Source organism: Curtobacterium sp. ODYSSEY 48 V2 (genome assembly GCF_023712625.1).
Classification (GTDB): domain Bacteria; phylum Actinomycetota; class Actinomycetes; order Actinomycetales; family Microbacteriaceae; genus Curtobacterium.
The window spans coordinates 476,690-490,267 of record NZ_JAMAXX010000001.1 but is presented as its reverse complement, the minus strand read 5'-3'; the positions used below and the strand labels follow the sequence as shown (position 1 = coordinate 490,267).

The 13,578-nt window shown below is 72.3% G+C and carries 16 protein-coding genes; 9 read left to right on the top strand and 7 right to left on the bottom strand.

All coding sequences use genetic code 11. From position 1 onward, the window contains the following. The 5 genes from M3666_RS02400 to M3666_RS02380 all read left to right on the top strand — a co-directional run bounded on the left by M3666_RS02400 (position 1) and on the right by M3666_RS02380 (position 5,212). Positions 1-762: an SDR family NAD(P)-dependent oxidoreductase gene (locus tag M3666_RS02400; RefSeq protein ID WP_209684746.1), complete on the top strand. Its 762-nt coding sequence runs from the start codon at positions 1-3 to the stop codon at positions 760-762. 73 nt (positions 763-835) lie between these two features. After that, complete coding sequence (locus M3666_RS02395; RefSeq protein ID WP_251154388.1) at positions 836-2,224, top strand: MFS transporter; 1,389 nt, start codon at positions 836-838, stop codon at positions 2,222-2,224. Beyond that, complete coding sequence (locus M3666_RS02390) at positions 2,221-3,954, top strand: dihydroxyacetone kinase family protein (RefSeq protein WP_066651181.1); 1,734 nt, start codon at positions 2,221-2,223, stop codon at positions 3,952-3,954. Before M3666_RS02395 ends, M3666_RS02390 begins: the two co-directional genes overlap by 4 nt. Continuing rightward, positions 3,951-4,454 (top strand): ribose-5-phosphate isomerase, encoded by a 504-nt coding sequence (locus M3666_RS02385; RefSeq protein ID WP_251154387.1) that lies wholly within the window; start codon positions 3,951-3,953, stop codon positions 4,452-4,454. The genes M3666_RS02390 and M3666_RS02385 overlap by 4 nt, the downstream gene beginning before the upstream one ends. Beyond that, positions 4,451-5,212 (top strand): triose-phosphate isomerase family protein, encoded by a 762-nt coding sequence (locus M3666_RS02380; RefSeq protein WP_251154386.1) that lies wholly within the window; start codon positions 4,451-4,453, stop codon positions 5,210-5,212. The genes M3666_RS02385 and M3666_RS02380 overlap by 4 nt, the downstream gene beginning before the upstream one ends. 12 nt (positions 5,213-5,224) lie before the next feature. Here the strand turns inward: M3666_RS02380 and M3666_RS02375 are convergent, their stop codons facing one another. From M3666_RS02375 to M3666_RS02365, 3 genes are all read right to left on the bottom strand, one after another. Continuing rightward, on the bottom strand, positions 5,225-5,896 hold the full coding sequence (locus tag M3666_RS02375) for a response regulator transcription factor (RefSeq protein WP_066651190.1): 672 nt from the start codon (positions 5,894-5,896) through the stop codon (positions 5,225-5,227). Continuing rightward, complete coding sequence (locus M3666_RS02370; RefSeq protein WP_251154385.1) at positions 5,893-7,230, bottom strand: histidine kinase; 1,338 nt, start codon at positions 7,228-7,230, stop codon at positions 5,893-5,895. Before M3666_RS02370 ends, M3666_RS02375 begins: the two co-directional genes overlap by 4 nt. Before the next feature lie 206 nt (positions 7,231-7,436). Beyond that, a complete protein-coding gene (locus M3666_RS02365; protein WP_251154384.1) occupies positions 7,437-8,120 on the bottom strand; it encodes an SDR family oxidoreductase in 684 nt (227 codons plus the stop codon). 202 nt (positions 8,121-8,322) lie between these two features. Between M3666_RS02365 and M3666_RS02360 the strand changes: the two genes are divergently transcribed. Then, positions 8,323-9,204 carry a manganese catalase family protein gene (locus tag M3666_RS02360; RefSeq protein WP_209684732.1) on the top strand — a complete coding sequence of 294 codons (882 nt, stop codon included), beginning with the start codon at positions 8,323-8,325 and terminating at the stop codon, positions 9,202-9,204. Positions 9,205-9,301: 97 nt separating this feature from the next. On the opposite strand, the gene M3666_RS02355 is transcribed toward M3666_RS02360, so the two are convergent. From M3666_RS02355 to M3666_RS02345, 3 genes are all read right to left on the bottom strand, one after another. Continuing rightward, a complete protein-coding gene (locus M3666_RS02355; RefSeq protein ID WP_251154383.1) occupies positions 9,302-9,622 on the bottom strand; it encodes a hypothetical protein in 321 nt (106 codons plus the stop codon). 14 nt (positions 9,623-9,636) lie between these two features. Beyond that, positions 9,637-10,080 carry an Hsp20/alpha crystallin family protein gene (locus tag M3666_RS02350; protein ID WP_066651206.1) on the bottom strand — a complete coding sequence of 148 codons (444 nt, stop codon included), beginning with the start codon at positions 10,078-10,080 and terminating at the stop codon, positions 9,637-9,639. A 123-nt stretch (positions 10,081-10,203) separates the two neighbouring features. Next, entirely contained in the window at positions 10,204-10,674 is a 471-nt protein-coding gene (locus tag M3666_RS02345) for a MarR family winged helix-turn-helix transcriptional regulator (protein WP_251154382.1), read from the bottom strand. A 62-nt stretch (positions 10,675-10,736) separates the two neighbouring features. On the opposite strand from M3666_RS02345, the gene M3666_RS02340 reads away from it, so the two are divergent. Together M3666_RS02340 and M3666_RS02335 are read left to right on the top strand one after the other, a co-directional pair. Next, entirely contained in the window at positions 10,737-11,264 is a 528-nt protein-coding gene (locus M3666_RS02340) for a phenolic acid decarboxylase (RefSeq protein ID WP_209684726.1), read from the top strand. Continuing rightward, positions 11,264-12,055, top strand: coding sequence for an alpha/beta hydrolase (locus tag M3666_RS02335; protein WP_066651209.1), 792 nt, complete (start codon positions 11,264-11,266; stop codon positions 12,053-12,055). Before M3666_RS02340 ends, M3666_RS02335 begins: the two co-directional genes overlap by 1 nt. A gap of 135 nt (positions 12,056-12,190) precedes the next feature. Here M3666_RS02335 and mgrA read toward each other — a convergent pair whose 3' ends face one another. Continuing rightward, on the bottom strand, positions 12,191-13,234 hold the full coding sequence (gene mgrA, locus M3666_RS02330; protein ID WP_066651210.1) for an L-glyceraldehyde 3-phosphate reductase: 1,044 nt from the start codon (positions 13,232-13,234) through the stop codon (positions 12,191-12,193). A gap of 141 nt (positions 13,235-13,375) precedes the next feature. Between mgrA and M3666_RS02325 the strand changes: the two genes are divergently transcribed. Beyond that, positions 13,376-13,558, top strand: a complete 183-nt coding sequence (locus M3666_RS02325) for a hypothetical protein (RefSeq protein ID WP_066651213.1) — start codon at positions 13,376-13,378, stop codon at positions 13,556-13,558. Positions 13,559-13,578: the final 20 nt, after the last annotated feature.

Sequence of the window (13,578 nt, the reverse complement as noted above, 5' to 3'; positions counted from 1 at the left end):
ATGCGCAACGAGCAGCAGACCGTCGTCCTCACCGGCGCGGCGTCCCCGCGCGGCATCGGCCGTGCGACCGCCCACCACCTGGCCGAGCAGGGCTGGAACGTGGGGATCGTCGACCTCGACCAGGCCGCGAGCGAGGCCGTCGCCGCCGAACTCCGCGAGCAGCACGGCGTGCAGGCCGTCGGCGCGGGCGCGGACGTCGCCGACGAGGCCGCCGTCCGGGCCGCCTTCGACACCATCGAGGCCGGGCTCCCGCCGATCGCGGCACTCGTGAACCTCGCGGGTGTCTCGTCGGCGCACGCCTACCTCGACCTGCCCGAGGGGGAGTGGCACCGGGTGCTGAGCATCAACCTCGACGGGGTGCACTTCGCCGGTCTCCGGGCAGCCGAGTCGATGGTGCGGAACGGGTACGGCCGCATCGTCAACCTGTCGTCGGTCTCCGCGCAGCGCGGCGGCGGGACGTTCAGCAAGACGCCGTACTCGGTCGCGAAGGCCGGCGTGATCGGCCTCACCCGCGGGATGGCCCGCGAGCTCGGGCAGCACGGCGTGACGGTGAACGCCATCGCGCCCGGCCCGATCGACACCGACATCATGGGCGGCACCCTCTCCGAGGAGCGCAAGGCCGAGATGGCTGCCGACGGTGTCCTGCCGCGCATCGGCACGCCGCGGGACGTCGCCGCCGCGGTCGCCTACCTCGTCAGCGCCGACGCCGGGTTCGTGACGGGTCAGACCCTGAACGTCGACGGCGGCCTCTACATGCACTGAACCCGACGGCACGCACCGGAGCCGACGGCTCCGACCACCAGAACGACCACTCATGATCGCGAAGGAGCGATTCGTGTCCGCAAGCAGCCCCGCCCTGGGGTCCACCCACGACCCGGCACTGAGGTCCGCGATCGCCAAGGCGACCAAGCACCTCATGCCGATGCTGGTCATCCTGTACTTCGTCGCCTTCCTCGACCGCACCAACGTCGGCTTCGCCGAGGAGGCCCTGAGCGTCGACCGGAACATCTCCGACGCGGCCTTCGCCCTCGGCGCCGGCATCTTCTTCATCGGCTACGCGATCTTCGAGATCCCGTCCAACCTGCTGCTCAAGCGCTTCGGGGCGCGCTTCTGGCTCGCCCGGATCGCCGTCACGTGGGGCATCGTCGCCGCACTGTTCTCGTTCACGACGAACGACACGATGTTCATCGTCCTGCGCTTCCTGCTCGGTGTGACCGAGGCGGGACTGTTCCCGGGCGTGATCATGTACCTGTCCGAGTGGTTCCCGAACAAGGTCCGCGTGCGGATGTTCGCGATCTTCTACCTCGCGCAGCCGTTCTCGCAGATGATCGGCGCACCGCTGTCCGGCGGGCTCATCAGCGTCGGTGACCAGGTCACCCCGTTCCACGGCTGGCAGGTCATGTTCTTCGGCGAGGGCATCCTCGCGGTGCTGGCCGGTGTCGCGGCGCTGTTCTTCCTGACGAACAGCCCGCAGCAGGCGAAGTGGCTGGAACCGGGGGAGAAGCAGTCGCTCACCGCGGCGATGGCCCGTGAGGACACCGCCCGCACCGAGGACGGCCCGAAGGGCATCTGGAAGGCGATGGCGAGCGGCCGCGTCTGGTACTTCACGATCATCTACTTCTGCCTGCAGGTCGCCGTGTACGGCACGACGTTCTACCTGCCGCAGCAGGTGTCGTCGCTGCTCGGTCAGGACGTCGGCTGGCAGGTCGGCCTCGTCGCGGCGATCCCGTGGCTCGTCGGCCTGGTCGCCTGCTACCTCGTCGGGTCGAAGGCCGACACCGTGGGTCGTCGCCGCCGCTGGGGGACGATGTTCTACATCACGACCGGGCTGTCGATCCTCGGGTCGGCGTGGGCGGGTGCGAACGGCCAGCCCGTCCTCGGCATCCTGTTCATCACCCTCGCCGTCGCGAGCTTCCTGGCGGTCGGCCCGATCACCTGGGCCTACCCGACGGCGTTCCTCACCGGTGCGGCGGCGGCCGCGGGCATCGGCCTGATCAACTCGCTCGGCAACCTCGGTGGGTTCGTCGCCCCGATCATGCGCACCGCGATCAACGAGGCCGTGCCGACCGACAGCGGGGCGTTCGGCATCGTCTCGCTCGGCGTCCTGGCGTTCGTCGCCGCCGTGATGATCTCCTGCACCAGGTTCTTCCGCGGCGCGAAGGCCGACGAGCTGCTCGACACCTCGCACGTGGCCACCACCTCGACGAAGGGGACGACGCGATGACCCGGCTGTACAACGACCCGGCGGCCTTCGCCGACGAGGCCACGGACGGCTTCGTCGCGGCGAACGAGCGGTGGGTCCGCAGGGTGCACGGCGGTGTCGCCCGCGCGACCACCAGTCCGGACGGCACGGTCGCCGTCGTGATCGGCGGTGGCTCGGGGCACTACCCGGCGTTCGGCGGTCTCGTCGGGCACGGGCTGGCCGCCGGCGCGGCGATGGGGAACCTGTTCGCCAGCCCGTCCGCGCAGCAGGTCGCCGCGGTCTGCCGTGCCGCCGAGCACGGTGGCGGCGTGCTGCTCAGCTACGGCAACTACGCCGGCGACGTGCTGAACTTCGACGCCGCGGCCCGCACGCTCGAGGACGAGGGCATCCCCGTCCGCACGGTCCGGGTGACCGACGACGTCGTGTCCGCCCCGGCCGGTGCCGAGGCCGACCGGCGCGGGATCGCGGGCGACCTCTGCGTGTTCAAGGTCGCCGGGGCCGCGGCCGAGCAGGGGCGCCCGCTCGACGACGTCACCGCCGTGGCGGCCCGCGCGAACGACCGGACCCGGAGCTTCGGCGTCGCGTTCTCGGGCTGCTCGCTCCCCGGTGCCGAGGAGCCCCTGTTCGAGGTGCCCGAGGGACGGATGGCGATCGGCATGGGCATCCACGGCGAACGCGGCATCGACGAGACCGACGTGCCGAGCGCCGACGGTCTGGCGGCGCTGCTCGTCGAACGGCTGCTCGACGAGGTGCCCGCGGGCGTCACGGTCGAGGGCGCCCGGGTGGTCCCGGTGCTCAACGGACTCGGCAGCGTGAAGTACGAGGAGCTCTTCGTCGTCTACGGCTCGGTGCAGCGACGGCTCCGGGACGCCGGTGTCGTGATCGTGGAGCCGGAGGTGGGCGAGCTCGTCACGAGCTTCGACATGGCCGGGGTCTCGCTGACGCTGTTCTGGCTCGACGACGAGCTCGAGGAGCTGTGGTCGGCACCCGCGGACACGCCCGCCTTCCGCAAGGGCGGGGCGGTCCCGCAGGAGCGGGTCGCCGACGACGTGGTCGCCGCCGACGAGGAGGGCATCGTGATCGGTCCGGCGGGCGACGACTCGCGTGCCGCGGCCGGTCGCATCGCAGCGGGCATCAGCGCCGTGCGCGCGGTGCTCGACGACCACGCGGACGAACTGGGCCGCATCGACCAGGTCGCGGGGGACGGCGACCACGGCATCGGGATGCAGCGCGGGTCGCACGCGGCGGACACCGCCGCCGCGGACGCGCTCGCTCGGGGCGCGGGAGCGGGGACGCTCCTGCGGGTCGCGGGCGACGCCTGGTCCGACCGGGCAGGCGGGACGTCCGGTGCGATCTGGGGTGCCGCCCTGGAGGCGCTGGGTCGCGTCGTCGGGGACGACGCGCGTCCGACGTCGGCGACGGTCGCGGACGCGGTGCGGGCCGCCACCGAGGCGGTCCTGGCCTTCGGGGCGGTGCCCGGCGACAAGACGATGGTGGACGCCCTCGTCCCCTTCGACGAGGAACTGCGGCGCCGGCTCGAGGCCGGCGATGCCCTGGACACCGCGTGGCGGACGGCGGTGGACGCCGCCCGCCGGGCAGCGGACGCCAGCGCGGACCTGCTGCCGCGGAAGGGCCGCGCGCGGACGCACGCGGAACAGGCCGTCGGGACCCCCGACCCGGGCGCGGTGTCCTTCGCGCTCGTCGTCGAGACCCTGACGGCGACGATCGACGAGGAAGGAGTGGACGCATGACGCTACGACTGGTGGTGGGCTCGGACGACGCGGGCTTCGACTACAAGGAGGTCATCAAGCGGGACCTCGAGGCCGACGACCGCGTGGCCAGCGTGGTCGACGTGGGCGTGGACGCGGACGGCCACACGGCGTACCCGCACGTCGCCGTCGACGCCGCCCGGATGATCGCGGACGGCGAGGCCGACCGGGCGATCCTGGTCTGCGGCACCGGGCTCGGCGTCGCGATCAGCGCGAACAAGGTCCCCGGCATCCGGGCCGTCACGGCGCACGACTCGTTCAGCGTCGAGCGGTCGGTGCTGTCGAACGACGCCCAGGTGCTCTGCATGGGCCAGCGCGTGATCGGTGTCGAGGTCGCCCGGCGGATGGCGAAGGAGTGGCTCGGGTACACGTTCGACCCGTCGAGCGCGAGCGCGGAGAAGGTCGCCGCGATCTGCGGCTACGACGGCTCCGCGCCGGTCGGCACCGACGCCCCTGGGGACGGGACGGACCCGGGCGCATGACGATCGTCGGGGTGTCGCTGAAGATGTACTTCTCGCACGCGCAGACGCTCTCGTGGGCGAGCGCGGTGGCGGACATCGCCCGGCGGCACCCCGCGGTCGCCGCCGGCGCGGTGGAGCTCTTCGTCGCGCCGACCTTCCCCGCGCTCGTCCCGGTGCGCGAGCTGCTCGCCGGGTCGGGCATCCGGCTCGCCGCGCAGGACCTGTCGGCGTCGGACGAGGGCGCGTCCACCGGCGAGGTGTCCGGCGCCGAGCTCCGCGAGATCGGCGTCGACCTCGTCGAGATCGGGCACGCCGAGCGGCGCTCCCGGTTCCACGAGACAGACGAGGTCGTCGCGCGCAAGGTGCACGCGGCCTTCCGGCACCACCTCGAACCGCTGGTGTGCGTCGGCGAAGCTGTCCGCGCCTCCCGTGCGGAGGCCGTGGCGGAGGTCACCGGGCAGCTCGACCGGGCGCTGGCGGTGGCCGCGGAGGCCGGGACGACCGGACGGGTCACCGTGGCGTACGAGCCCGTGTGGGCGATCGGCGCCGCCGAGCCGGCGCCGCACGAGCACGTCGTCGGGGTCCTCGAGGGGATCGAGCAGTCCCTGGCGGCCCGGGCGGCCTTCGCGGGGTCGCGGGTGGTCTACGGGGGCAGCGCCGGACCGGGACTGCTCACCCGTGGACGCGGGCGGATCGGCGGACTGTTCCTCGGGCGCTTCGCGCACGATCCCGCGGCGGTCGGTGCGGTGCTCGACGAGGCGGCGGCCCTGGCGTCCTGACCGGGTCGCCGGTCACCCCTCCCGGGCGCCCGCCAGGCCGTGGTCGTGCGCGTAGACCACGAGCTGCACCCGGTCGCGGAGCTCGAGCTTGCCGAGGATGCTCGAGATCTGCGACTTGACGGTCGACTCGGTGACGAACTCCTTCGCCGCGATCTCGGCGTTCGAGAGCCCTCGGGACGCCCACCCGAAGACGATGCGCTCCCGGTCCGTCAGGGTCTGGAACGCCTCGGGCTGGGGAGCAGGGGCTCGGTCGACATCGGCGCCGAACAGCTGCGACAGGTCGTTCGGGGCGATCACCGAGCTGCCCTCGTGCACGGCCCGCACCGCGGCGAACAGGAACGGCGGTGTCGTGTCCTTGAGCAGGAACCCGCTCGCACCGAGCCGGATCGCGGTGGCGGCAGCGGGGTCGAGGCCGAACGTCGTGAGCACCACCACGCGGGGGAGCGGCCCCGGGACGGCGCCGGAGAACAGCTGGCGCACCGTCTCGACGCCGTCCATCCCGGCCATGCGCATGTCGAGCAGGACGACGTCGGGCCGCAGCTCCCGGACGCGGTCGAGGGCCTCGGCGCCGTCCGAGGCCTCGCCCACCACCTGCATGTCGGGCTGCGCGTCGAGCACCACGCGCAGGCCCGCCCGGAAGAGCGCCTGGTCGTCGGTGAGCAGGATGCGGATCGGGTCGGTCATCGGGTCGTCCCCCCTCGGACGTCGAACGGGATGCGGGCGCGCGCGACGAACACGGCGTCCAGCACGGCGGCGTCGAACGACCCGCCGATCGTGGTCAGTCGGGTCTGCATGCCGGTCAGGCCCCGGCCGGAGCCACGGGTCGACGTGACCGTCGGCTGCTCGGCGGTCGCGGTCGGCTGTCCTGCGGTCGCGGTCGCGCGGACGGGGACGCCGCCGGTGGCCGCCGCGGCGAGTTCCTCGAGCCCGAGCCCGGGCCCGACCGGCAGCGCGTCCGACGGGACGGCGTTCTCCACCTCGAGCACGAGGTCGGCGGACCGCCAGGTCTCCCGGACCTCGACGGCACCGCCCGGTGCCCCGTGCCGGAGGGCGTTCGTGAGCATCTCCTGCAGGACCCGGCGGGCAGCCGTGCCGTGCACCGCGCCGAGCGGTCGGGCGACACCGCGCACGGCGTGCTCGACGTCCACCCCGGCGTCGCGGATGCCGCGGACGATCTCCTCGAAGGACGTCGGGTCGCTCGCGGTGTCCGACCCGTCGATGTGCCCGAGGACCTGTCGCACCTCGACCAGGGAGCTCCGGGCGGTGCTGGCGATGGTGGCGCTGACCTCGCGGATCCGCGCCTCGTCGTCGAGGAAGGGCACCGAGTCCGCCTGCGCGATGATGACCGCGAGCGAGTGGCCGACGACGTCGTGCACGTCGCGGGCGATGTCCGCACGGATGCGTTCCGCCTCGGCCTCGTCGACCGCGCGCGTGGCCACGGCCTCGGCACGGTTGGCCACGGCCTCCGCCCGGCTGGCGGCCGCCTCGGCGTCGGCACGCCGGACGGCCTCGGCGTTCTGTGACCGGATCGCCCGACCGGCGAGGCCCGCCGCCCAGAAGGAGAGCAGGACGAGTGCCGGGGCGGCCAGGACGAGGACGACCTGGTCACGCGGCCCGTTCAGCAGTAGTGCGTAGCGGTAACCGGTCGTGGAGAGGTACATCGACGCCGAAGCCCCGGCGACCACGGCGAGCAGACCGGCCAGCACGGCCTCGAACCGCGTCCCGACGACGGCGACGGTGCCGATGACGACGGCGATGGCGAGGTCGACCAACGACGGTCGCTCGCCGCCGGCCACCTGCACCGCGCCCAGGGCGACGGTCGCGGTCATCGCCGCGCTCGGCGAGAGGCGGCGGACGGCGATGGCGACGGTGGCGATCGCGACGGCGAGGGGGCTGGCGTGCTCGAGCTCGACGTCGATCGGGGCGGCGGACACCAGCGCGGCGAGGCCCGCCCAGAGGAGGTCGACGACGACCGACCGGGTCCGCATCGGCCGGAGGAGCGTGCGCCGGTCCGTCACGGCTCGATCATCGCACGACGCGGGCTCACGGCACGGGGGACATCGCGACGAGGGCCACCGCGGTGACGACGATGATCGCCGCGCAGGTGGCGAGGGTGGCGATCACGTGCTTGGTCGAGCTCTCCATGCCACCGAGCCTGTCGGTCGACCCGGTCGTCGGGCATCGTGCGGAGGGACGAACGGGGTCGTCCTGCAGGACGAACCCGTCAGATCGTCAGTTGTCCCAGCACGCGGTGCCCGATCGACACCGACTCCCCGCTGACGACCGAGCGCGGGGACGACAGGAACGCGACGAGGTCGGCGATCTGCTGCGGGCTGGACTCGCCACCGGCCCCGGGCTGCACCGTCCTGGCGGGCTCGTCCGTCACCGCACCGGGGTTCACCACGTTCACGGTGACCCCCGTGCCGACGGACTGGTCGGCCAGGTTCCCCGCGATGATGCTCGTCGCCGCGTTCCGGAGCGAGGTCGTGACGTTGCCGGACAGGTAGGCGTTCTGCCCGCTCACCACCACCACGCGGCCGAAGCCCGCATCGCGCTGCACGGGCAGCACGGCGTTCGCGACCCGGAGGAAGCCCAGTGCCTTGCCGTCGATCGCCGCGGCGACCTGATCGGGGTCCGACGCACGCTCCGGGTCGAGGGTCCCGGCCGCCGGCGCGGCGGTGACGACGAGGACGTCGATGCGTCCGTGCTGGTCGAGGACGCGGGCGACCCCGGCGTCCACCGACTCCTGCGACGCGGTGTCCATCGCCACGGCGTCGTCCCCGTCGGCGTTCCGCGACGCGACGACGACCCGGGCGCCCTCGCGACGCAGGGTCTCGGCGACGACGGAGCCGATGTACCCCCGTCCGCCGACGACGAGGGCGACACGGCCGGTGAGTTCGAGGTCCATGCGCCACACGCTAGGCCGATCACCCGCGCTCGGACCGGGGGCAGCGGGACGTCGTCCGCGCGATCCGGCCAACGGACCCGCGCGATCCGTCCACCCCGAACGCCCGCCCAGTCATCCGAGCGGAGCGTCGGCCACGACGACGGACCCCGCCACGCCGCCGTGCACCACGACGACGTGACGACCATCGAGACAGGAGAACGAGTTGTACTTCCACAAGCAGGAGCTCCAGTTCAAGGCCACCCCCGACAAGCCCGACGCGGTGTACGCGCGCAAGCTGCAGGAGGTGCTCGGGGGTCAGTACGGCGAGATCTCCGTCGCCCTGCAGTACCAGTTCCAGGCGTGGAACATGCACATCCCGGGCAAGTACCGCGACATGGTGTTCGGCATCGGGGCCGAGGAGATGGGCCACGTCGAGATGCTCGCGACGATGATCGCGCAGCTGCTCGAGAAGAGCCCGCTCGGCATCACCGAGGACGCGCTGCAGGACGACCCGACCGTGGCCGCGATCGTCGGCGGCACCGACGTGCAGCACGCCATCGTCGCGGGTGCAGGCGCCCGTCCGGTCGACAGCAACGGCAACCCCTGGCAGGGTTCCTACATCACCGCGTCGGGCAACCTGCTCGCGGACTTCACGGCCAACGAGAACGCCGAGATGCAGGGCCGTGTCCAGGCAGCACGGCTCTACCACATGACCGACGACCACGGCGTGCGGGACCTGCTCTCGTTCCTCATCGCCCGCGACACCATGCACCAGAACATGTGGGCGACCGCCGCAGCCGAGCTCCGCGAGCAGGGCGTCGAGGGCTTCCCGGTGCCGAGCAACTTCCCGCAGTCGAAGGAGCACACCGAGTTCAGCTACCAGTACCTCAACTTCTCGGACGGCAAGGAGGCCGGCGACGGCCCCTGGGCGAGCGGCCCGTCGTTCGACGGCAAGGGCGAGTACTCGTACCACGACGGCCCCACGTCGTCGGTGCCGATGCCGCCGCCCACGCACCCGGACGTGCGGTTCTACGGCACGACGGAGCTGCCGAACGTGGTCGAGAAGACCGCCGGGCTCGTGCAGGACAAGCTCAACAAGGAGTGACGGTCCGCCGGTCGCGCGGCCTCACCACCCGACGCGACCGGGAGACGGACGGGAGGCGCGGTGCCAGCCGGTACCGCGCCTCCCGTCCGTCACGTGGTCACGCCGTCGACTCCACGCCCACCGTCGCCAGCGCGGCGGTGTCGTCGTCGCGCGGTGCGCGCGGTGGCTCGAAGATGCCGGACCAGAGGCGCGTCGCGCTCCAGAGTGCGATGAGCGCGACCGTGCCGGCAACCGCGGCGAGCCAGGGGACGAGCGGGACCTGTGCCCACGCGCCGGGCGCGACCAGCCAGGTGAGGAAGTTCCCCGCCGTGCTGCCGGCCGCGCCGAGGAGCACGGCCACCCGACGGTCCAGGCTCGTCGCGACCAGCGCTCCCGTCACGACCGCGACGGCGAGGAAGGCGTTGATGATCGTCGTCACCGCACGCCCCCGGACTACTCGGTGGAACCGCTGCCGACCGCGAGCTGCTGCGCCCCACCACCGGTGGTGACGTCGATCTTCCGGGGCTTCGCGGACTCCTTGACCGGGATCGTGACGCTCAGCACGCCGTTGTCGTAGGCGGCACTGATGCGCGCGGTGTCGAGGTGGTCGCCGAGCGTCAGCTGCCGGACGAACGTGCCCGGCTGGCGCTCGCGGGTCAGCCACTGCGAACCCTCGGGGGCACCGAGCGTGCGCTCGGCGCGGATGGTGAGCACCGAGCCGTCGACGTCCACGTCCACCGATCCGGGGTCGATGCCCGGCAGGTCGACGTCGAGGACGTAGTGGTCGCCGGTCCGGTACAGGTCCATCGGCATCGAGCGGGGAGCACCGGCGCCGGCACCGAGCAGGGAGCCGGCGAGTCGGTCGAGCTCGCGGAACGGGTCGAACTGCATCGTCATCGAGATCAACTCCTTCGTCCTTGTTGAGTCCCTTCGACTCAACTGCGTCATGTTCTAGCACTCTCCCCTCAGGAGTGCCAAGAGAACGCTCGGAGGGCGCTGGGAGCACCGGGTCGCCGACGCTCAGCGGTCGCCGCGGTGCGCGATCTCGCGGTGGAGGTGCTCGAGTGCGGGGAGTGCTGCGGCCAGCGCGGCTCGGTCCTCGGGGGACAGCCGGTCGAGCGCCTCGACGAGCACGGCGGTCGAGGCGTCGTCGTAGGCGGCGAGCCGCTCCTCGGCCAGGGGGGTCAGGCGGAGTTCGGTCCGGCGTCCGTCACCCGCTGCCAGTCGTCGCTCGAGGAGCCCGGCGGTCTCCATCGCCGACACGAGGTTGCTCACCGTCGAGCGAGCCAGTCCGAGCCGGCCGGCCAGGGCCGAGGGCGTGGTCGTGGTCCCCGTCAGGGCCCGCATCACCTCGACCTGGGCGTCGGGCAGGTCCGGCAGGTCGGCGACCTCGCGCGACGTCCGGAGGAGGGCGCGCCGGAACGGGCCGATGCGGTCGCTCAGCCTGCGCGCGACCTGCGTCGTGCCGCCCGGTCCGTCCGTACCCTGCACACACGGCAACCTAGCAGCGAGGTTTGTTTGCAACAAAACCAGTTCGGGAGCAAACTCGACGCATGACCACGCAGACCTCCGTCGAGCACCCCGAACCGCCCCAGGACCTCACCGGCATCGTCGGCCACCGGTTCGTCTACACGTACGCCAACGGCTGGCAGTACGAGATGTACGTCAAGAACGCGACGACCATCGACTACCGCATCCACACCGGCCACGTCGGCGGTCGCTGGGTGAAGGACCAGACCGTCGACCTCGTCGCCCTCGCCCCCGGCGTCTACAAGGTGTCCTGGAACGAGCCGACCGGCACCAGCGTCGTCGTCAACGTCGTCCCGGAGCAGCGCGTCCTGCACGGCACGATCTTCTTCCCGCGCTGGATCGAGCTCGACGGGCAGAAGACCGTGCTGTTCCAGAACGACCACCTGGACGACATGCAGCGCTTCCGCGACGAGGGTCCGACCTACCCGATCTACGTCGTGCCGGAGTTCGCGCACATCACGCTGTTCGAGCACGTCGGCGCGGACGACGAGACCGTGATCGACACCGCTCCCGGTGACCTGCCGGCCGGCTGGGCGGACCGGACGAACTGATGTCCGTCGTGCCGCTGCGGGGCGCCGATCCCCGCACCACCCCGACCACGCTCGACCACCACGGTCGGACGGTCCGCGGATGGCAGTGGGAGCCGCAGGACGGTGCGGCCGCGGATGCGCCCGTCGTGCTGCTCGTGCACGGCTTCAGCGACAGTGCGCTCGGCGGGCACCAGCTCTTCGTGCAGACCGCACGACACCTGGTCGCCCGAGGCGCGGTCGTCCGCAGTCACGACCGACTCGGACAGGGCGCCAGTGACGGGGAGTTCGCGGACATCACCATCCGTGACGAGGTGGAGCAGGTCGTCACGATGATCCGCGCCGCCGACCGTGGGCAGGGCGTGCACGTCGTCGCGCACAGCCTGGGGGCCGTCGAGTCGGCGCTCGCCGCGGCGCAGGAGCCCTCGCTCGTCCGGACGCTCACGCTGTGGTCACCCGCCGGCGTCGTCGTGGACGACATCACGGAGCACGACGTGATCCAGGGGCAGCCGCTCGCCCCGGTGCGCGAGCACGGATGGTTCGACTTCGGCGGGATGCCCCTCGGTGGCGCGTTCATCGCCGACGTGCAGGACGACCTCGACGTGTACGGGCCGGTGTCGGGCTACGGCGGACCGGCCGACGTGGTGCACGGCAGCGAGGACGCGATCGTGCCGGTGTCGTACGGTCGCCGGTACGCCGACCTCCTGCCGGGTGCGCGACTCACGGTCGTCGACGGTGCGGACCACGGCTGGTCCTCGGTGCCCTTCCGCGAGCGGCTCCTGGCGCTGCTGGACGAGCGGCTCGGCCTGCGCTGACGCCACCGTCCCGCACGACGCAACGTCGGCGGCAGCTCGCAGCGGTACAGCGCTGCGAGCGACCGCCGACGTTGCGTTCCGCGATCTGCGCCAGGCCGGGCCGGGCCGGGCCGGGCGGACGGAGCCGGTCCGGGGTCAGCTCACCTGACCGGAACGGGCTCCCGACCACAGGTCGACGTCGAGCACGCCGACCGAGTGCTCGTCGATGCGGCGCAGCTCGTCGTCCGTGAAGGACAGGTTGCCGAGCGCCGCGACGTTCTGCTCGAGCTGCTCGACGCGCGACGCCCCGATGACGAGCGAGGTCACCCGCTCGTCGCGCAGTGCCCACGCGAGTGCGAGCTGCGCGAGGCTCTGCCCGCGGTCGGACGCGATGTCGTTCAACGCCCGCAGGTGTCCGACGACCTCGTCCGTCAGGGACCCGGCGTCGAGGGACTTCCCGGCGGCGGCGCGCGAGTCCTCCGGCACGCCGTCGAGGTACCGCCCGGTGAGCAGGCCCTGCGCGAGCGCGGTGAAGCCGATGACGCCGAAGCCCAGGTCGCCCGCGGCGTCGAGCAGGCCCTCGTCCTCGATCCAGCGGTTGAGCATCGAGTACGAGGGCTGGTGGATGAGGAGCGGCGTGCCCAGGTCGCGGAGGATCTCGGCGGCCTGTCGGGAGCGCTCCGCGTCGTAGGACGAGATCCCGACGTAGAGCGCCTTGCCCTGCTGGACCGCGGTGTGGAGTGCGCCCATGGTCTCCTCGAGCGGGGTCGAGGCGTCGAGGCGGTGCGAGTAGAAGACGTCGACGTAGTCCAGGCCCATCCGCTCGAGCGACTGGTCGAGCGAGGCGAGCACGTACTTCCGCGAGCCGCCGCCCTGCCCGTACGGCCCGGGCCACATGTCCCAGCCCGCCTTCGTCGAGATCACCATCTCGTCGCGGTAGGGACGGAAGTCCTCCCGCATGAGCCGGCCGAAGTTCACCTCGGCGGCGCCGTAGGGCGGGCCGTAGTTGTTCGCGAGGTCGTGGTGCGTGATGCCGAGGTCGAACGCCCGGCGGCTGATCGCCCGCTGCGTCTCGAAGGGCTTGTCGTCGCCGAAGTTGTGCCAGTAGCCCAGCGAGAGCAGTGGCAGGTCGAGGCCGGAGCGGCCGGTCCGGCGGTAGGGCATGGAGTCGTAGCGGTCGTCCGCGGCGATGTAGGACATGGGACCCATCCTGGCCCCGCCCTGTCGAGTGCCGCGCGAACCGTACAGAACGCGAAAGGTTCGTTGCACTGATCGTTCGCGTCGTGAAACAGTTCACTCGTCCGACCAGGACGGCAACGACGCAGGAAGGCGGGATCAGTCATGCACAGCACGTACTCCGGGATGCCGCGCACCACACGGATGTCCGCGACCCACACGCGGGTCGGCCTGACCGACCCCGCCGTGATCGACGCCTGGGTGTCCCGGCGCATCCAGGACCCGTCGCTCCTGTCGACGCGCAGCGAACCGTCGTACGCTGACTTCTTCACGGCGCCCACCGCGTAGCCACCCGCTCCGACCGGATC